Annotated in this window: 14 protein-coding genes; 7 read left to right on the top strand and 7 right to left on the bottom strand. The window is 64.6% G+C overall.

Annotated features, from left to right (window positions below):
* Window positions 1-34 precede the first annotated feature (34 nt).
* The 3 genes from HNP00_RS21470 to HNP00_RS21460 are packed head-to-tail and all read left to right on the top strand — an operon-like array spanning window position 35 to window position 1,607.
* A complete protein-coding gene (locus HNP00_RS21470) occupies window positions 35-400 on the top strand; it encodes an iron chaperone (RefSeq protein ID WP_184741743.1) in 366 nt (121 codons plus the stop codon).
* A gap of 31 nt (window positions 401-431) precedes the next feature.
* A complete protein-coding gene (locus HNP00_RS21465) occupies window positions 432-965 on the top strand; it encodes a DUF6036 family nucleotidyltransferase (RefSeq protein ID WP_184741742.1) in 534 nt (177 codons plus the stop codon).
* 48 nt (window positions 966-1,013) lie between these two features.
* On the top strand, window positions 1,014-1,607 hold the full coding sequence (locus HNP00_RS21460; RefSeq protein ID WP_184741741.1) for a dihydrofolate reductase family protein: 594 nt from the start codon (window positions 1,014-1,016) through the stop codon (window positions 1,605-1,607).
* A 141-nt stretch (window positions 1,608-1,748) separates the two neighbouring features.
* Here HNP00_RS21460 and HNP00_RS21455 read toward each other — a convergent pair whose 3' ends face one another.
* On the bottom strand, window positions 1,749-3,260 hold the full coding sequence (locus HNP00_RS21455; protein ID WP_184741740.1) for an XRE family transcriptional regulator: 1,512 nt from the start codon (window positions 3,258-3,260) through the stop codon (window positions 1,749-1,751).
* A gap of 155 nt (window positions 3,261-3,415) precedes the next feature.
* Between HNP00_RS21455 and aceA the strand changes: the two genes are divergently transcribed.
* Window positions 3,416-4,747, top strand: coding sequence for an isocitrate lyase (gene aceA / locus HNP00_RS21450; protein ID WP_184741739.1), 1,332 nt, complete (start codon window positions 3,416-3,418; stop codon window positions 4,745-4,747).
* A gap of 430 nt (window positions 4,748-5,177) precedes the next feature.
* Complete coding sequence (gene aceB, locus HNP00_RS21445; RefSeq protein ID WP_184741738.1) at window positions 5,178-6,830, top strand: malate synthase A; 1,653 nt, start codon at window positions 5,178-5,180, stop codon at window positions 6,828-6,830.
* Window positions 6,831-6,993: 163 nt separating this feature from the next.
* On the opposite strand, the gene HNP00_RS21440 is transcribed toward aceB, so the two are convergent.
* The 5 genes from HNP00_RS21440 to HNP00_RS21420 form a co-directional block, all read right to left on the bottom strand.
* The gene (locus HNP00_RS21440) at window positions 6,994-8,556 is read right to left on the bottom strand and encodes an APC family permease (RefSeq protein ID WP_184741737.1); all 1,563 of its coding nucleotides are present in this window, start codon (window positions 8,554-8,556) and stop codon (window positions 6,994-6,996) included.
* A 31-nt stretch (window positions 8,557-8,587) separates the two neighbouring features.
* The gene (locus HNP00_RS21435) at window positions 8,588-10,255 is read right to left on the bottom strand and encodes an amidohydrolase (protein ID WP_184741736.1); all 1,668 of its coding nucleotides are present in this window, start codon (window positions 10,253-10,255) and stop codon (window positions 8,588-8,590) included.
* Window positions 10,252-11,679, bottom strand: coding sequence for a cytosine permease (locus HNP00_RS21430; RefSeq protein WP_184741735.1), 1,428 nt, complete (start codon window positions 11,677-11,679; stop codon window positions 10,252-10,254). The genes HNP00_RS21435 and HNP00_RS21430 overlap by 4 nt, the downstream gene beginning before the upstream one ends.
* Before the next feature lie 190 nt (window positions 11,680-11,869).
* A complete protein-coding gene (locus HNP00_RS21425) occupies window positions 11,870-13,363 on the bottom strand; it encodes an aldehyde dehydrogenase (RefSeq protein WP_184741734.1) in 1,494 nt (497 codons plus the stop codon).
* Window positions 13,360-13,920, bottom strand: coding sequence for a hypothetical protein (locus tag HNP00_RS21420; RefSeq protein WP_184741733.1), 561 nt, complete (start codon window positions 13,918-13,920; stop codon window positions 13,360-13,362). The genes HNP00_RS21425 and HNP00_RS21420 overlap by 4 nt, the downstream gene beginning before the upstream one ends.
* A gap of 118 nt (window positions 13,921-14,038) precedes the next feature.
* Here HNP00_RS21420 and HNP00_RS21415 point away from each other — a divergent pair, with 118 nt between their 5' ends.
* Complete coding sequence (locus tag HNP00_RS21415) at window positions 14,039-16,033, top strand: primary-amine oxidase (protein ID WP_184741732.1); 1,995 nt, start codon at window positions 14,039-14,041, stop codon at window positions 16,031-16,033.
* A gap of 95 nt (window positions 16,034-16,128) precedes the next feature.
* Window positions 16,129-16,728, top strand: coding sequence for a TetR/AcrR family transcriptional regulator (locus HNP00_RS21410; RefSeq protein WP_184741731.1), 600 nt, complete (start codon window positions 16,129-16,131; stop codon window positions 16,726-16,728).
* Here the strand turns inward: HNP00_RS21410 and HNP00_RS21405 are convergent.
* Window positions 16,725-17,636, bottom strand: coding sequence for a LysR family transcriptional regulator (locus HNP00_RS21405; protein WP_184741730.1), 912 nt, complete (start codon window positions 17,634-17,636; stop codon window positions 16,725-16,727). The two genes, HNP00_RS21410 and HNP00_RS21405, sit on opposite strands and share 4 nt — an antisense overlap.
* Between the last annotated feature and the right edge of the window lie 103 nt (window positions 17,637-17,739).

Below are 17,739 nucleotides of genomic sequence, written 5' to 3'. Positions count from 1 at the left end.
GCGGCGGAGCGGCGGGTACTGAGGAGCGAAGCGCATGGCTGAGCATTTCGAAACGGTGGACGAGTACATCGCGTCGCGGCCCGGCGAGGTGCAAACGATCCTTCAGGAGATCCGACGGCGGGCCCTGGCAGCTGTGCCCGGAGGCGGGGACCGGATCAGCTACGGCATCCCCACCATCACGCTCGGCGGCAACTACGTTGTGTACTTCGCGGCGTGGAAGCACCACATCTCCGTCTATCCAGTGCCCGACGGCGACGAGGAATTCGAGCGGGAAATCGCCCCTTTCCGGGCAACCAAGGGCACGTTGAAGTTCCCTCTGGGGAAGCCGATGCCTTACGAGCTCATCGAAAAAGTGGCGACGCTGCTGGCTGAGCGCGAGCGGGCACGGGGCGGGTACTGACAATCGGGCTGCGCCGGGGTACCGTACAGCCATGCGCCGCGATGAGCTCGAGCACGCCATTCGGGCCGCTGCCGATATCATTCACGGCGACCGGGTGATCGTGATCGGCAGCCAGTCAATTCTGGGGTCCTTCGCGGAGGACCAGCTACCTGCCGCAATCACTATGTCGGATGCCGTCGACATCGCCCCGTTTTCCGATGACGACACCGGCACGCTTGCGGACAGCCTCGATTCGGCGCTCGGTGAGTGGTCTCCCTTCCACAACGAGTTCGGGTTCTATGTCCAGGCAGTCGAAAGGGAGACCGCGGTGCTGCCGGCCGACTGGGAGTACCGCCTTGTCGGTGTGCGCAATGAGCGGACCCGGAACAGCACCGGGCTTTGCCTGGATCCCTACGATCTCTGCGCGGCGAAGCTCATCGCCGCACGGCCCAAGGATCATGCGTTCGTCCTGGCACTCATCGAATCGTCCCTGATAGACCGCGTCCGGCTCGTGGACCGAATCCGGCTGATAGACCCCTCCGAGACGCGCCGCGATGCGGCTTTGTCCTGGGCCATGTCCGTTTGACCTGGCCCCGGCCGGCCCAAACCCGTCCGAAAGTGAAGGAGCAAGGTAATGACCAAGGTAGTAGCGCTCATGTCGATGTCCCTCGACGGTTACGTAGCGGATCTCGAGGACGGCGTCGACGAGGTCTTCGACTGGTACTTCGCAGGCGACGTCGACGTACCAACCGTCAAGCCGGAGTTCACCTTCCACGTTTCCGCCGCGAGCGCCGAACACGTACGTGCGCTTATGGGCGAGGTGGGCGCGATGCTCACCGGGCGACGCACATCCGACCGCGCCGACGCGTGGGGCGGACAGCACCCGTTCGGCGTGCCTGCGTTCGTCGTGACTCACCAGGTGCCCGAAGGGTGGACCCGATCCGACTCAACGGTGCATTTCGTCACCGACGGGCTGGAAAGCGCGGTCGCGCAGGCCAAGGCAGCAGCGGGCGACAAGATCGTGGGCATGCACGGCGCGGACACGATTCGGCAGTGCCTCGACGCCGGGCTACTCGACGAGATCCGCGTCGACCTGGTTCCGCTCCTGCTCGGATCCGGTATCCGGTTGTTCGATCGTCTTGGCAACGCGCCTTTCACCTTGGGCAACCCGACCGTCGTCGAGGGCGTGGGCGTGACCCACCTGAACTACCCGGTCCTCAAGCAGTAGCCCCTGGCGATGTCGGCGTCACGCCAAGCAAGTTTTTGGGTCCACATCATGGGCGAAGCCGCGGAATTCCGGGGTGGCTCAACCTACGGGAATCCAAAAAGGTGCGTGGCGTGACGCGTCCCAAGCAACAGCCCAAGCACGCTACCCCGAGTGCGCCTCCAGGAACGCGTACACCTCGGTCTCGTCCACGCCGGGGAAGGCGCCCGGCGGCATGGCGGCCAACAGGTGCGAGTGGGCGCGGGCGGACGGCCAGGCGTTGCCTGCCCAGGAAGAAGCCAACGACGCCGGCGGGCGCTTGCAGCAGTTCGGGTCCGGGCACGTCGAGGTAGCCCGCGCCGTCGTCTCCCTTCCGCGGAACCACTTCACGTGCTGGTACGGCACGCCGATGCTGAGCGAAAATTCCCCCGCCGCTGAGCGTTCGGTGCGCGCCGTGCACCAATAGGTGCCGGAGACAGTGTCGGTGTATTGGCTGTAGGCGCTGAACTTGTCCGGAACGTCGAACACGGCCCGCGAAGTCCATGCCTTGCACGCCGGCTGCCCCTCGATAGCGCCGGTGTGGTCCTGGGGGAAGGCCACGCCGTCGTTCTCGTAGGCCTTGTAGATGATGCCGCTCTGGTGGGTCTTCTGGAAGTGGGTGGTGATGCCCAGGTGCTTCGTGGCCAGGTTGGTGAAGCGGTGCGCAGCTGTTTCATAGGAGACGGCAAAAGCGTCGCGGATGTCCTCGACAGCGATCTCCTTGGCGGCTTTCGCCTTCTGGAGGAACTCCAGGGTGGCGTGCTCGGGCAGCAGGAGCGCCGCGGCGAAATAGTTCGTCGCAACGCGCTGTGCCAGGAAGTCGCCGTAGTTCTTGGGCGTCTCGTGGCCAAGAACGTAGTGCCCGAGGGCTTGAAGAAGCACCGAACGGGGGTCGTGGTCCTGCCGTTGGCTCTGCGTGAGATAAATTCGGTGATTCTTTAGATCGGTCACTGAACGGGTGGAATGCGGCAAATCACCCACGTGGTGCAGCGTGAATCCGAGGTGGTCCGCGATGTCCGCAATGACGTGTTGGCTCAAGGGACCGGCGGTATAGCCAACGCCCTTGAGGACCTTCTGTGCCTCGGCTTCATACTCCGGAAAGTAGTTGCCGCGCTCGCGCATCATGGCACGCAGTTCGCCATTCGCGCGGCGGGCCTCTTCCGGCGTCGCGATCTGCTCGTTGAGCCTGCGCTCAAGCTCCTGCAGGAGGCCTATTTGAGACTCCAGCACATCAAGCGGAAGCCGCGCGCTGACGCGGATTTTCGGCAGGTTCAGGGACTCGTACAGAGGCCCGCGCTGGTACCGTTCCAGCTCGATTTCCAGGGCGGCACGGCGGCTGGGCGGCTCCGCTCCAAGCAACTGGTCGATGCCCACGTTCAATGCCGCCGCGAGCTGCTTCAGCAAGCCCAGTTTGGGTTCCCGCTTGCCGTTCTCAATAAGGCTCAGCTGGCTAGGGGCGGTCCCGACGGCGGCGCTCACGTCGTCGAGGGTCAGCCCGGCCTGCTTGCGCAGATACCGCACGCGGCGGCCGAGGCTGATGACGTCCAGTTCGGCGGTGGAAGCGGACGACGACGGCGGCGGTACTTCGCGGTTCCAGCTCACAGGTGACATTTCTTGAGGATACGCGAAGAAGTGCATTTCTTTCCATGGTTTTCCTCTAGAAAGCCTCTTGGAAGTACTGAAAAGTAAGAACTACGGAAACCCCGGCTCGCCTTGACTGCAAAGGCGCAGCGAAGATCAGCCGGGGCTACATACACAGCAACACGCCAAGTAGCGTCAAAGGAGACAGAACAATGACCGCAGCATTTGAACCAGAGCAGCCCACCGCATCCGAGCAGGCCGCCGCACTGGAGCTCGAATGGGCTGCCAACCCGCGTTGGGAAGGCGTCACCCGCGATTACTCAGCCGCCGACGTCGTCCGCCTCCGCGGCCGTGTCTCCGAAGAACACACCCTGGCCAAGCGCGGCTCCGAGAAGCTGTGGAAGCAGCTCACGGAAGAGCACAAGGAAGGCAAGTACACGAACGCCCTCGGTGCCCTGACCGGCAACCAGGCCGTGCAGCAAGTCAAGGCTGGACTGCGGGCCATCTACCTGTCCGGTTGGCAGGTCGCCGCCGACGCCAACAACTCCGGCCACACCTACCCGGACCAGTCGCTCTACCCGGCCAACTCGGTTCCCACGGTGGTCCGCCGGATCAACAACGCCCTGCTTCGGGCCGACCAGATCGAGTTCTCCGAAGGCATCCAGACCGTCGAGGACTGGCTGGTCCCGATCGTTGCCGACGCCGAAGCCGGTTTCGGCGGCCCGCTGAACGCCTACGAACTCATGAAATCCATGATCCAGGCCGGCGCCGCGGGCGTGCACTGGGAAGACCAGCTCGCCTCGGAAAAGAAGTGCGGCCACCTCGGCGGCAAGGTGCTCATCCCCACCCAGCAGCACGTCCGGACCCTGAACGCCGCCCGGCTGGCAGCCGACGTCGCGGGCACCCCGTCCGTCGTCATCGCCCGCACCGACGCCGAGGCAGCCACCCTGATCACCTCCGACGTCGACGAGCGCGACCAGGAATTCATCCTCCGCGAAGGGGGACAGCCGGTCCGTACCGCTGAGGGCTTCTACAAGGTCCGCAACGGCATCGAACCCTGCATCGCCCGCGCCAAGGCATACGCCCCTTATTCCGACCTCATCTGGATGGAAACGGGCACCCCGGACCTTGAGCTGGCCCGCAAGTTCGCCGAGTCCGTCAAGGCCGAGTTCCCTGACCAGATGCTCTCCTACAACTGCTCGCCATCGTTCAACTGGCGCAAGCACCTGGACGACGCCACGATCGCCAAGTTCCAGCGCGAACTCGGCGCCATGGGCTTCACGTTCCAGTTCATCACCCTGGCCGGCTTCCATGCCCTGAACTACTCGATGTTCGACCTCGCCCACGGCTACGCCCGCGAAGGCATGAGCGCCTACGTCGAACTCCAGGAAAAGGAATTCGCCTCCGAGTCCCGCGGCTACACCGCAACGAAGCACCAGCGCGAAGTCGGCACCGGCTACTTCGACGACATCGCAACTGCGCTCAACCCGAACGCATCTACCCTGGCCCTGGTGGGATCCACCGAAGAAGGCCAGTTCCACTAGCCCATTCCGACGGCGAACCGGCATTCGTTACGAAGCGTGCGGCTCACCTCCGGCGCGTGCCGGCGTCACCCCGGGCCTACGGACCGGCAATGCTCTGCCTGCTATTCCCCACGTCCCGGTTTCGACCTCGCTGAGCGAGGACGGACCGGGACGTAGGGCCCCTTTTACGCAGACTGCCGCAATACCGGCCCTCCGGCCTTGAGCGTAAGGCGCCTTTCCGGCAGCCGGGCAAGGTGATCCGGAAGCGTGCGTAAAAGGGGCCCTGTCCCCGCCCCGGCCGAGCTTTGCGAGGCCTCTTCGGGCGGGGATGGGGAATAGCACGCGGAGGATTGCCTTGCCCGGCCCCGAACCCCGCCATGCACCCGTCCCGCCCCGGCACCGCACTAAACGGCCAGCCGTCGAACATTTGCTTCTCTGAGGAGAGATTGAAATGAACAGTTTCACCGACAATTACACGATCAACGGCATCACGCTGACCGCCCAGCCGATTCACCGGCAGAACGAGGTTCTTACTCCGGATGCCCTGGCGTTCGTGGCAAAGCTGCACCGGGCGACGGCGGAGCGCCGTCAGGAGCTGATGCGGGCTCGGCACACCCGCCGCGGCCAGATTTCCGGTGGCCAGGATCCGCGTTTCCTCCCGGAGACCGCGGAAATCCGCAATGACCCGAACTGGCGCGTCGCTCCCCCGGCCCCTGGCCTGGAAGACCGCCGGGTGGAGATCACCGGGCCCGTTGACCGGAAGATGACCATCAACGCGCTCAACTCCGGCGCCAAGGTGTGGCTGGCCGACATGGAAGACTCCTCCACCCCCACGTGGCGCAACGTCATCCAGGGCCAGCTGAACCTCACGGACGCGCTGGAGCGCCGGATCGACTTCACTTCGCCGGAGGGCAAGGAGTACAAGCTGCGGGCCGCCGAGGACTTGCCGACCATCGTGGTGCGGCCCCGCGGCTGGCACCTGCCGGAGAAGCACATGCTCATCGACGGGAAGCCCGTTGCCGGTGGCGTGGTGGACTTCGGCTTGTTCTTCTTCCACAATGCCCGCCGTCTGCTGGCACAGGGCAAGGGACCGTACTTCTACCTGCCCAAGATCGAGAACCACCTCGAGGCGCGCCTCTGGAACGACATCTTCATCATGGCCCAGGACCTGCTCGGCATCCCGCAGGGCACCATCCGTGCCACTGTGCTCATCGAGACCATCACGGCGGCGTTCGAGATGGAGGAAATCCTCTTCGAACTGCGCGATCACGCCTCGGGCCTGAACGCCGGCCGCTGGGACTACATCTTCTCCGTGATCAAGAACTTCCGCACCCGCGGCCCCCGCTTCGTGTTGCCGGACCGCGGCCAGGTGTCCATGACCCAGCCGTTCATGCGCTCCTACACCGAGCAGTTGGTCCGGGCCTGCCACCGCCGCGGCGCCATGGCGATCGGCGGCATGGCCGCAGCCGTTCCGAACCGGAAGGACGAGGCCGCCAACACGGCAGCGTTCGAGAAGGTCCGCGCGGACAAGACCCGCGAAGCCGGCGACGGTTTCGACGGTTCCTGGGTCGCGCACCCGGATCTGGTTCCGGTCTGCCGCGAAGTGTTCGACGGCGTCCTCGGCGACCGTCCGAACCAGCTGGACCGCTCGCGTGAGGATGTGACCCCGGACGACCGTGCGCTGATCGACGTCGCCTCCACTGAAGGCACCATCACCGAAACCGGCATCCGGAACAACATCGAAGTGGGCATCCGCTACATCGAGTCCTGGCTGCGCGGCAACGGCGCCGTGGCCATCCACAACCTGATGGAAGACGCCGCCACGGCGGAGATCTCCCGTTCACAGCTGTGGCAGTGGATCTACTCCCACGCCATCACGGACACCGGTGAAGTCATCACCCGCGAATGGGTCAACGACCTGCTGGACGAAGAGTTCGCACGGCTGGAACGCTTCGACGACGACCGCTTCAACGATGCCCGCAGCATCTTCGAGGAGGTCACCCTCGCCGAGGAGTTCCCCACCTTCCTGACCATCCCGGCCTACGCCCGTTACCTCACGGAAGCCCGCGAAGAAGCTACCAAGGAAGAGCTCGTGGCCGCCTGAGAACTTCCGGCCGCTGGGCTGCCTGCACTCTTCGCAACAAGTGACCCCGATGGCCGGGGAGGCAGCCCAGCGACGGAACCCTACCCAAGTAGCTCGCAGTTGTTGTCGTTTTGAGCTCTCATAACGACAACAACTGCGAGCCAGTTGGGTGTACGACGGCGGCTCAGCCGCCCGGGAGGAGGGAACCTGAGCCGTGCGAACCTTCGCTGGGGGAACCTTCGCTGTGCAGGCCGGCGTCGGGAACCTCCGCGGAAGCTACGCCCTCGCGAACCTTCTTGCCCCGGACATAGCCCACGATTCCCAGGGCGAGGATGCAGCAGAGCGTCCCGAGGGCGAATGCTTCGAAAGTGAACTGTGAAACACCCCAGGCAGTGTCAAAGTCGTACGTCAGGCCGAAGAGCATGTCCAGCGTTCCCGGGAAGATGGCCACCCACGAGCCGATCAGGATCCACGCGAAGCAAATGGCTCCCATGAGGCGGAAAACGGCATCGGAGACTGGAACTTTGAAGGGACGCTCCGCGAGCGGGTACTTGCTGCGCAACCGCACTGCTGCCGGAATGGCAAACAGGTAGCTGAGCAGGAAAGTGGAGATCGCAATGGTCAACACCACCTGGAACAAGGCGCTGCTGGTCCCGCTCAGCTGCATCGCCGCGAACATGAAGAACGTGGCGACCACGCCGGAGAGCGTGTTCACGCGGATGGGTGTGCCGAGCTTGGGGTGGAAACGGCCAAAGAAGCCCCCGAAGAACGAGCCGTCCGCGGCCGCCATGGCCTGCATGCGGTCGCTGATGATCATCCACGCCGCACCCTGCGAAACCAAGATGAAGCAGAAGACCACCGCCGAAACCGCCAGCATGGCCTGTGCCGCGGGACCAAACACGGAATACACCGTGGCTACGGCGCCGAAGAGCCCGCTGATGCCCGTGATCTGGTCCAGCGGCACCACCAGCAGGATCGCAAGGATCGGCAGCAGGTAGCTCGCCGCCGCGATCATGGAGGAACGGGCCACCGAAATCGGCACGTCCTTGGCCGGATTCTTCATTTCCCCGGCAGCGCTGTTGCCGGATTCAAAGCCCAGGAATGAGAACAGCAGGAGCGGTGTGACGCCGAGGAAGCCCGCCAGCGTAGGCGAGAAGAACCCCAGATCCAGTCCGTTGAATCCATGCTGCAGCCCGTAGACCAAGGTGACGATGATGAAGAAGGTCAGGAAGACCACCTTGAGGATGGCGCCAAGGGAGGGCAGCCATTTGCCTCGCTTGAGGCTGATGATCGCGGACGTCACCGTGATCCAGATGAACGCCAGTTTGAAGAGGTAATCCCAGACGCCGCCCGCTTCAACATGCCCCACATACTCGGACCAGGTCTCCACTGCGACGAAGGACATTGCGCCGCCCACCCAGACCGGTTGGGTGACCCACGTGAACAATGACGTGATGGCGGCAATCGCCCGGCCATAGGCCATCTTGGTCCAGACGTAGACTCCGCCTTCCTCAGTGAAGGCTCCGCCTGTCTCGGCGAAGATGAGGCCATACGGAATCAGGAAGGTGATGGCCAGGATCAGGGTCCAGGTAAAGGTCTCCCCGCCAAATCCCGATACCTGTCCGAGGACCTCCACCGAGATGACGGCCGCGACCACCAAGAGGAGGATGTCGAAGCGGCCCAGTGATTTTTGCAGATGTTTGCTTTGTTCTTGGGCAAGGCTCGTTGAAGCTGTTTGCTGATCCATGATCGGTCCTTTGCTACGACTCTGGTTTGCGTTAGTGCAGAAGGGAGGAAACGGCGTCGCTGGCCCGGTTGTAGACCGCGCGACCTCCCGCGAGGGTCAACTCAACGCCGATTCCGCCCAGTCCGGCTGCCTCGGTGGCGTAGGGATCGGCGTCGAGCACCACAAGATCGGCGGCGAGTCCTACCCGCACGGCTCCCCGCTCCGCATCGAGGCGGTTGGCCCGCGCTGCTCCCGTTGTGTAGGCAGCGAGCGCGGCTCCGAGGGTAATGGCTTCTCCGGGCAGGAGCGGTTCGTGCTGGGAGCGAAAGTCACCGGCGTGCGGATCGGCAGGCGGGCCGGTGCGGTTCACGGCGGTGTGGATGCCCCACAGGGGGTCCGGGCTGGAGACCGGCCAGTCGCTGCCGATTGCCAGCGCAACGCCGGCGCGACGAAGCGTTTCGAAGGCAAAATGGACCTTTTGATGGGCCTCGTCAAGATAGGGCAGCTTGGTTTCCACGAGGACGGGATCCATACGCGCCCACAATGGCTGGATGTTGGCGATCGCCCCCGTTTGCGCGAAGCGGGTCACATCCGCGGGATCCACCAGGTCAAGATGGGCGATCTGGTGGCGAGGGTCCCAGCCCTCCCTTCGCGGCAGGTCCAAGGCGTTGACGCAGTCGCGGACCGCTTGATCGCCCACGGCATGCAGATGAAGATCAAAGCCTTCCGCGTCAACGGCCGCGGCGATCCGTGCGAGTTCGGCCCGCTCGATCAGGCTCATCCCCCGCTCGTGCGGATGGCCCCGGTAGGGCCTGGTCATCGCCGCGGTGAGATTCTCGCAAACGCCGTCCACCATGATCTTCACTGCGGTCGCACGGAAGCCCCCGGTGGCCCGGGCCCGGCGGGTCTTGAACAGTTCCAATTGCTCGATGCCCTGGTCACGGTCCCACCACAGCGCTCCGGTGACGGTGCCGCTGAACAGCCCCTCACCTTCAAGAGCCAGGTAATGCTCGAACGAATCAGGCATGCCGAGGGCCTGCCCGACGGCGGCATCCTGCCAAGCGGTCACCCCAAGGGAGTGCAGATAGGACTGCGCCGCGAGAAGTGCCGCGCGGATGTGCCGTTCGTCCGGGTCCGGGATGAGGGACGATACGAGATCGGCGGCGTGTTCGATGAGCATGCCCGTTGCTTTTCCGGAGCCGTCGCGGGCGATAATGCCGCCGTCAGGGTTGGGAGTGCTATCTGTTATCCCTGCCAGGTCCAGCGCCTTTGAGTTCACCCAGGCACCGTGTCCGTCATGGCTGATCAGGAACACCGGGCGGTCCGGGACAAGTTCGTCCAGCAGCGCGCGGTGCGGGAAACCGCCGTCGAACACGTCCCCGTACCATCCGGCACCCGTTATCCATTCCGCTCCAGGTTTGGCGCTGGCGCACTCCGCAATCAGTGTGCGGTAGCCCTGCAGGGAGTGGACCCCGCCGAGGTCGCAAGAAAGCATCTGCAGTCCTCCCGCGATCGGGTGAACGTGGGCGTCTTGAAAGCCTGGCAGCAGCGCCTTCCCTGCGAGGTCAACCAGTTCGGTGGCGGGACCGCGCCACCTTGCGGCGTCGGCGCCGAGGGCCACGATTTTGCCTCCGGCCACCGCAACGGCGTCCGTGTATGGGCGGGACGGGTCCATGGTGTGGACGGGTCCACCGCTGAAGATCCAATCTGCATGGGTCATGGCATTACTTTCGAAGGGGTCGGTTCATGTGAGCCTGAGTTGAGACGCACCAGGGAGGGTGCGGTGCGCGCGAGGACAATGTACGCCAAGCCGCTGACGCTGAGTCCGACGAGCCAGGCAATGTCGATTCCGCCCATGGCTTCGGCGATCGCGCCGGTGTAAAAGGGGGTCGCCATGAAGGGGATCTGGGCGAGGACGCCGATGGCGAAGACCATCAGGGAACCGGCATTCCAGCGTCCGTAGCGGCCGCCGTCCGCGGCGTAGAACTCATCCACGGCGTACGATCCGTGCCTAATGATGTAATAATCCACTAGGTTCACTGCGGACCACGGAATGAGCACGTAGAGCAACACGCTCAGGAAGCTGAAGTAGGAGGAAGCGAAGCTGGTGGCCGCAGCCAGGGCCAGCACCACGCCCAGTACGTGCAGCACCACGGAAGTCACCAGGCGGGCTTTTGCGCCCGGGCGCCAGCCGCTGACGAAGGTCTCCACGAACGTCAAGGCACACAATGCGCTGCAGTAGGCATTCACGGAGTTGCCCGAGGCGGCCACCAGGGCGAAGCCCACAAGAACCACGGCACCGAGCACGGGCCCCAAAATGCCGTTGAGTCCGGACATGGTGCTTGCCCCGTGAACCGCCAGGCCGACGCCGGATCCAAGCACCATCAGCAGGGCACTGGACAGGACGCAACCCAGATAGGTTCCCCAGAATGCGCCCCGTGTGCCGGATTTCGCAGGCATGTAGCGGGAGTAGTCCGAGACATAGGGAGCGTAGGTCAGCTGCCAGACGATGCCGATAGCCAGCATGGCCAGGAAGCCGGTCCAGGTAAATTCGCCTTGGTTCAGCTGCCCCCAGAAATCACCGTTGGAGAGCAGCGCAGCGAAAGACACCAGCACCAGTGCACCGACGATGTAGGCGCCCAGCGCAGTCACTTTGCGCACCAAGTTGTAGCCGAAAGCAGCGATCACGAAGCTGAGAAGGGCACAGCCGATGATCATGGCGGGTCCGCTGGCCTCAGGAAGAAGGGCGGAGATCGAATCGGCGGAGACAATCAGGTTCGAGGAGAAATAGCCCACGAACATCAAGATTGCGACGAGCACGATCAAGGCCGCTCCGCGCGAACCGAACTGGCCGCGTGCCTGCAGCATCTGGGGTACCCCCAACTGCGGTCCTTGCGCCGCGTGCAGGGCCATGCCGATTCCGCCAAGCGCGTGGCCCAAGAGGATCGCGATGATGGAGCTCAGCATTGGCAGGCCGAGGAGCGTGGTGGCAGTGGCGCCCGTGACCACGGTCAGGGGCGTCATGTTCATCCCGAACCAGATGGTGAAGAGTTCCCGGGACCGTCCGTGGCGGGCGTCTTCGGGGATGGGTGCAATGGACTCTTGTTCGATCTCGAAGAGTTGTGAACGGAGCATGGATTTCATGGCATGTGTCCTGACGAGGGAGGAAGGAGAAATGCAGACGTTGGCGGGCCGGCAGTTCCCCCGGATTCGTTGCCTGGCATTGCCTGCTGTCGAGACCCAGCGTAGGCGTGTGAGTTGCATCACGTAAACAATGGAATCTCGATGTAGATCATCTGTAATGCAGATGCAGTAGGCGGAGCACCCCGGGCTGCTAGCCGAATTGAATCCACGTGGTCTTGGGCGCCGTGTAGTTGTCGAAAGCATGGAGCGAGAGATCGCGCCCAAAGCCGGATTGCTTGAAGCCGCCGAAGGGAGTGGTGTTTCCCAACGCGTCCACCGTGTTCACGGAAACAGTCCCGGCCAGCAAATCGCCGGCCACCCGATGCGCCCGGGACAAGTCGGAGGTCCACACGGAGGCGGCCAGCCCGTAATCGGTAGCGTTGGCCAAGGCCACAGCTTGGTCCTCGGTGTCGAAAGGGTGCAGCACGGCGACGGGACCGAAAATTTCCTCACGGTGCACATCGTGGTCTGCAGGGAGTCCACCCAGCAGAGTGGGCTCCAGGTACGCGTCGGAACCGGAGATGTCCCGCCTTGCGCCGCCGAAAAGCACCTCCCCTTCGGCGCGCCCGCGCACAATCCACCGCTCGACGTCGTCGGCGTGGGCGCTGCTGATCAGCGCACCATTGCCTTGCAAACCCGCCAGCGGGTCCGCCGGCGAATAGGCGGCTGCAGCGCCGGCGAGCAAGGCGGAGAACTCGTCATGGACCGCCCGCTGGACGAGGATGCGGGAGTTTGCCGAGCACACCTGACCCTGGTTGTAGAACGCACCAAAGGCCGCCTTGGCCGCGGCCCCCTTGAGATCCGCCGTGTCCGCGAAGATGATGTTGGAACTCTTGCCCCCGGCTTCGAGGCTGAGCCGCTTAAGGTTGCTGCGCCCGGACGCTTCGAGGAGGGTACGGGAGACGGCAGTGGATCCAGTAAACGCAAGGGCATCGACGTCCATATGATGCGCCAAGGCAGCACCCACTTCCCGCCCCGAGCCTGTCACGATGTTCAACACGCCATCGGGAAGGCCCGACTCCGTAGCCAGCTCGGCCAGGCGCAGCACGCTGAGCGAGGTCTGTTCCGCAGGTTTGAGCACCAGCGTATTTCCCGCCGCCAGCGCGGGAGCCAGCTTCCAGACGGCAATCTCCAGCGGGAAGTTCCACGGGACAATGGCGGCCACCACCCCCAGCGGCTCTCGCGTGACCAGGGCAGTGGCCCCTGCAGGCACCGCTGGAAGCTCGCCGCTCTGCTTGTCCGCCGCTTCCGCATACCAGCGAAGCGTGGAAATCGCCCCGGGGACATCCACCGTAGTGGTCTGCAGAATCGGCTTGCCACTGTCCAAGGTCTCGAGCAGTGCCAGCTCGTCCGAGTGCCGCTCCATGAGGTCGGCCAAAGCCAGGAGGTGCGCCTTGCGGTCGGCAGCGCTTCTACGGGACCAATCAGGGAAGGCCCGGCGCGCGGCGGACACCGCACGGTCGACGTCCGCGGGAGTGCATGCAGCAAGCTCGGCCAACACCCGGCCATCGGCCGGGCTCGTGGTGCGGCGGGACGGATGACCACCCGCTGCGCGTTTTCCGTCAATGAACGCCCGGCCGTCGATCGCCAAGGCGTCTGCCCGGCCATGCCAAGCGGAAGAAAAGGTAGTGGAGGTGTTCATCATGGCTCCTGTGGTTGAGGTTTTGCGGATTGAGGTTTCGCGGATTGGGGTTTCGGGGATAGGGGTAGCAAGGCCGACGCCGGGACAGCGGCAACGCGGGTTAGCCGGAGGGCCATGGAAGCACCCAAGAGGCACAGGAGCTCCACGGCAATGAGGCCGAGCATGGCAGCGCCATGGCCTGCGGCGGGGATGCCTTGGCCAGCGGGGGTGATGCTGGAGCCACCCCCGTGGTGGGACCCGGTTCCGGCGAACAGCAGCAACGACAGATGGATCAGGGTCATCACGGCAGTCATGGCCCACAGATGCCCGGCGGCCCGGTTGGCACGGTGTTTGATTGAAATGCGGCGCCGGCCGAACATGGGCACCGCACAAGTAAGGCAGGCCACCCCCATGGCTGCCATCCACCAGGCCATGGCACCACCGGGACCCATTGCGGCTGCGACCAAGTGGGCAACGGAGCTTGCAATCACTGCGGTACAAACCACCGCGCCCGGAACCTGTGAGGACCCCGGACGCAGGGAGACGACTCCACCGGTGCGCATACGGGTGAACTGGTTCATGGCCCTCCTGACTGCCAGCTGTTTTCAATCCGGCCCTTTACGTCTGGCCTGTGAGCTGGATAACATCAAAGCGTTGGTTGAACAGTTGTACCATCAAAATTCGACTTCAGGAAGTACCATGACTCTCCAGACAAGCCCTCCGGCCACCTTGCAGACGCACCCTCTTGAGCAGCTTTCGGCCCACGAAATCCATGAAAGCCGCCGGATCCTGGCCGAGGCCGGGCTGGTGGCCGAAACCACCCGCTTCGCCTACCTCGGCCTCGTTGAACCGCCAAAAGACGCCCTCTACGGCGACTTCTACCGCGACGACGCGGACCCCCTTGGCGCCGGCCGCACCGTCCGCGCGATGCTGTGGGACGCATCGCTGTCCCGCTCCCTGGATGTTCGGCTCTCCCTGGCCACCGGAGAAGTCCTGCAACAGCGCGAACTGGACCCCGCCGTCGACGGCCAACTGCCCGTCTTGGTGGAGGAGTTCGGGATCATCGAAGACATCCTCGCGGACGATCCCCAATGGATGGCCGCCCTGGCCTCCCGCGGCCTGGCTCCGGAGCAGGTCCGTGTGGCACCGCTCTCCGCGGGGGTTTTCGAGTACGAGGAAGAAGAAGGAAAGCGGCTCCTGCGAGGCCTGGGCTTCCGTCAAGACCACCCGGGAGACCACGCCTGGGCACACCCGATCGACGGGCTCGTGGCCTTCGTGGACGTCGAAAACCGGCGTGTGAACCACCTGATCGACGACGGCCCCGTTCCGGTCCCCGAAGTGAGTGGCAACTACACCGATCCCGCCATCCACGGCGAGCTCCGGACAGACCTGAAACCCATCGAGGTCATCCAGCCGGAGGGCCCCAGCTTCACGCTGGAAGGCAACCACTTGTCATGGCTCGGCTGGGACCTTCGCGTGGGTTTCGATGCCCGTGAGGGCTTGGTCCTGCACCAGCTCCACCACACCCACAATGGCCGCCGGCGTCCCGTGGTCCACCGCGCGTCCATCTCCGAAATGGTGGTCCCGTATGGCGATCCTTCCCCGTACCGGAGCTGGCAGAACTACTTTGACTCGGGCGAGTACCTCGTGGGCCGGGACGCGAACTCGTTGCAGCTTGGCTGCGATTGCCTCGGCGACATCACGTACATGTCCCCGGTGGTCGCGGATGACTTCGGCAACCCACGCACGATTGACAACGGCATCTGCATCCACGAGGAAGATGCCGGGATCCTGTGGAAGCACACCGACGAATGGGCCGGCTCCAACGAGGTGCGCCGCAACCGCCGCCTGGTGGTTTCCTTCTTCACCACGGTGGGGAACTACGACTACGGCTTCTACTGGTACCTCTACCTGGACGGCACCATCGAATTCGAGGCCAAAGCCACCGGCATCGTCTTCACCGCCGCGCTGCCGGACAAGGGCTACGCCTATGCCTCGGAAATAGCGCCGGGCCTCGGAGCGCCGTACCACCAGCACCTCTTCAGCGCCCGGCTGGACATGTTCATCGATGGCCCCACCAACCGCGTGGAGGAACTGGACCTCGTGAGGCTCCCCAAAGGCCCGGGCAACCCGCACGGCAACGCATTCACCCAGCAACGCACCCTCCTGGCCCGCGAGTCCGAGGCTGTGCGTGATGCCGATGGCGCCAAGGGCCGGGTGTGGCACATCAGCAACCCCAACTCGCTGAACTACTTGGGGCACCCCGTGGGCTACACCCTGTATCCGGAGAACAATCCCACGCTGGCCATGGCCGACGACTCTTCGATCGCCGCGCGGGCGGCCTTCGCACGCCACCACTTGTGGGTCACGCACCACGCGGAAGAAGAGCGCTACGCGGCCGGCGACTTCGTCAACCAGCACCCAGGCGGCGCCGGGCTGCCTGCCTACGTTGCCCAGGACCGCGACATCGACGGCGAGGACCTCGTGGTGTGGCACTCCTTCGGCCTCACGCATTTCCCGCGTCCCGAAGATTGGCCCATCATGCCCGTGGACACTACCGGCTTCACCCTGAAGCCGCACGGCTTCTTCGACGCGAACCCCACACTGAACCTGCCGCCGTCGACGTCGGGACACTGCGCCGCGCCCAACTCGCCCGCCGCAGGGCAATCCGAAAACGGCCATTGCGGGCACTGACCCGGGCAGCACGCCACGCTGCGGGGGCCGGGCACGGTTCCGGTCTCCGCAGTGGTAGTGTGCACACGATCTTGCCTACGAACACGAGGAGCACCATGCCGCGGCTGGTCGACCACGAGGAGCGGCGCCGCTCGATCATCGAGACCACCTGGCACCTGATTGCCGGGCAGGGCATCGAGAACGCCAGCATGAGGGACATCGCCAGGGAATGCGGCTATGCGGCTCCCGGCGTGCTGGCGTACTACTTCCCCAACAAGGACGCGCTGCTGCTGGCCGCCTACCAACTGATCTGCGAGCGCACCAACGAACGGATCATCGCGACTACCCGCGGCCGCCGCGGCCTTGCGGCTTTGCGGGGCCTGTGCCTGGAGATCATTCCGGCGGACCCTCTCACCGTGGTGGAGGCCCGCGTGGCGGTGTCCTTTTGGCAGCGTGCACAAACAGAAGAGGCTTTGCGGACGGTGGGGCGGGAGGCGCTGCTGTATTGGCGCGGCCTGGTGATGGGTTTCCTCGCGGAAGCAGAGCACGACGGCGAATGCGCCCCTTTGGCGGATCCGGATGCGGTGGCCGATGAGCTACTGAATATCATGATGGGCCTGCATGTGACGTCCATGCTGGACCCGGAAGCGGTCACGGGTTCCCGTCAGCGCCACTTGGTGGAGCGGGCATTGGGACGGCTTTCCCGCGCCGGCTAAGCGCTCCTGTGCGCGGCCGCCACCTGATGCCGCACCGCCTGGGCCACGGCGCGCAGCCTGGCCGTGGCCCGTTGCGAGCGAAGGTGCGCCAAGACGGTCCGAAGTTCGGGGACGTTGTCCGTGATGGCGACGGCGGCGACGTGTCCGCCGTCGTACGTCAGCCCATGCTGCGGCCGCTGGTGGAGTATCGAATAGCCGTGGCCGTTGGCCACGAAAGTGCGCACGGTCTCGTAACTTGCCGAACGGAACCTCACGTCCGGTTCCACGCCTGCTCCCCGAAGGATTGACAGCATCAGTTCGCGTGTATGCGGCAAGTCCAGCAGCACGAACGGTTCATCGCGCAGTTCGGCGAGCGCCACCTGCGGGCGGCCCGCTAGGGGATGTTTCGGGGGCAGGGCCACGTACGGCCGCGCCGCATCGACCGCCGTCACGGCCAGGCCGTCCGGGAGTCCGAGGTCGTAGCAGAGCGCCAGGTCTGCCTGCCCGCTCAGCAGGGCGGCAGAGCACCCCGCGGCATCGGCCTCAGTAACGTCGAGAACCAGCTTCGGGTGCTCTGTCCGCAGCCTGCCCAGCAATCCTGGCAACAGGAAGGGCGCGAGGGTGCTGAAGCAGGCCAGGCGTACCCGGCCCTCCACGCTGCGCTGCTCCCCCCGCGCATGGTCCAGCGCCTCTTCCAGATGCGCCAACACAGCCTGCGCATCCCGGAGGAACAGTTCGCCGGCTGGGGTGAGCACCAACCCCTTGGAGCGTTGCCGGATGAAGAATTGGGAGCCGATGTGCCGTTCGAGCTGTGATACCGCGGCGGAAACAGCGGATTGCGCGACGTTGAGCCGCCCAGCCGCCCCGGTCATGGACAGCTGGCCCGCCGCCTCCACGAAATAGCGCAATTGGGTAAGGGTGACGTCCATGGCACCAGCATAGCCGGATCATCTGCAATTCAGATGCCATTGAGCAGATTTATTCGCTATGCAGATGCAGGTTCGTCACCTGAGAATTGGATCATTCGTCAAC

This window comes from Arthrobacter sp. AZCC_0090, assembly GCF_014207375.1.
GTDB lineage: Bacteria > Actinomycetota > Actinomycetes > Actinomycetales > Micrococcaceae > Arthrobacter.
The sequence above is the reverse complement of the archived record's forward strand: the minus strand, read 5'-3'. Positions and strand labels throughout refer to the sequence as shown.

What these genes read in the sequence shown, in the direction of transcription:
- HNP00_RS21455 (WP_184741740.1), bottom strand. Translation starts at nt 3,260, where the DNA reads ATGCACTTCTTCGCGTATCCTCAAGAAATGTCACCTGTGAGCTGGAAC.
- HNP00_RS21435 (WP_184741736.1), bottom strand. Translation starts at nt 10,255, where the DNA reads ATGACCCATGCAGATTGGATCTTCAGCGGTGGACCCGTCCACACCATG.
- HNP00_RS21415 (WP_184741732.1), top strand. Translation starts at nt 14,039, where the DNA reads ATGACTCTCCAGACAAGCCCTCCGGCCACCTTGCAGACGCACCCTCTT.
- HNP00_RS21460 (WP_184741741.1), top strand. Translation starts at nt 1,014, where the DNA reads ATGACCAAGGTAGTAGCGCTCATGTCGATGTCCCTCGACGGTTACGTA.
- HNP00_RS21440 (WP_184741737.1), bottom strand. Translation starts at nt 8,556, where the DNA reads ATGGATCAGCAAACAGCTTCAACGAGCCTTGCCCAAGAACAAAGCAAA.
- HNP00_RS21430 (WP_184741735.1), bottom strand. Translation starts at nt 11,679, where the DNA reads ATGAAATCCATGCTCCGTTCACAACTCTTCGAGATCGAACAAGAGTCC.
- HNP00_RS21465 (WP_184741742.1), top strand. Translation starts at nt 432, where the DNA reads ATGCGCCGCGATGAGCTCGAGCACGCCATTCGGGCCGCTGCCGATATC.
- HNP00_RS21470 (WP_184741743.1), top strand. Translation starts at nt 35, where the DNA reads ATGGCTGAGCATTTCGAAACGGTGGACGAGTACATCGCGTCGCGGCCC.
- HNP00_RS21425 (WP_184741734.1), bottom strand. Translation starts at nt 13,363, where the DNA reads ATGATGAACACCTCCACTACCTTTTCTTCCGCTTGGCATGGCCGGGCA.
- HNP00_RS21410 (WP_184741731.1), top strand. Translation starts at nt 16,129, where the DNA reads ATGCCGCGGCTGGTCGACCACGAGGAGCGGCGCCGCTCGATCATCGAG.
- aceA (WP_184741739.1), top strand. Translation starts at nt 3,416, where the DNA reads ATGACCGCAGCATTTGAACCAGAGCAGCCCACCGCATCCGAGCAGGCC.
- HNP00_RS21405 (WP_184741730.1), bottom strand. Translation starts at nt 17,636, where the DNA reads ATGGACGTCACCCTTACCCAATTGCGCTATTTCGTGGAGGCGGCGGGC.
- HNP00_RS21420 (WP_184741733.1), bottom strand. Translation starts at nt 13,920, where the DNA reads ATGAACCAGTTCACCCGTATGCGCACCGGTGGAGTCGTCTCCCTGCGT.
- aceB (WP_184741738.1), top strand. Translation starts at nt 5,178, where the DNA reads ATGAACAGTTTCACCGACAATTACACGATCAACGGCATCACGCTGACC.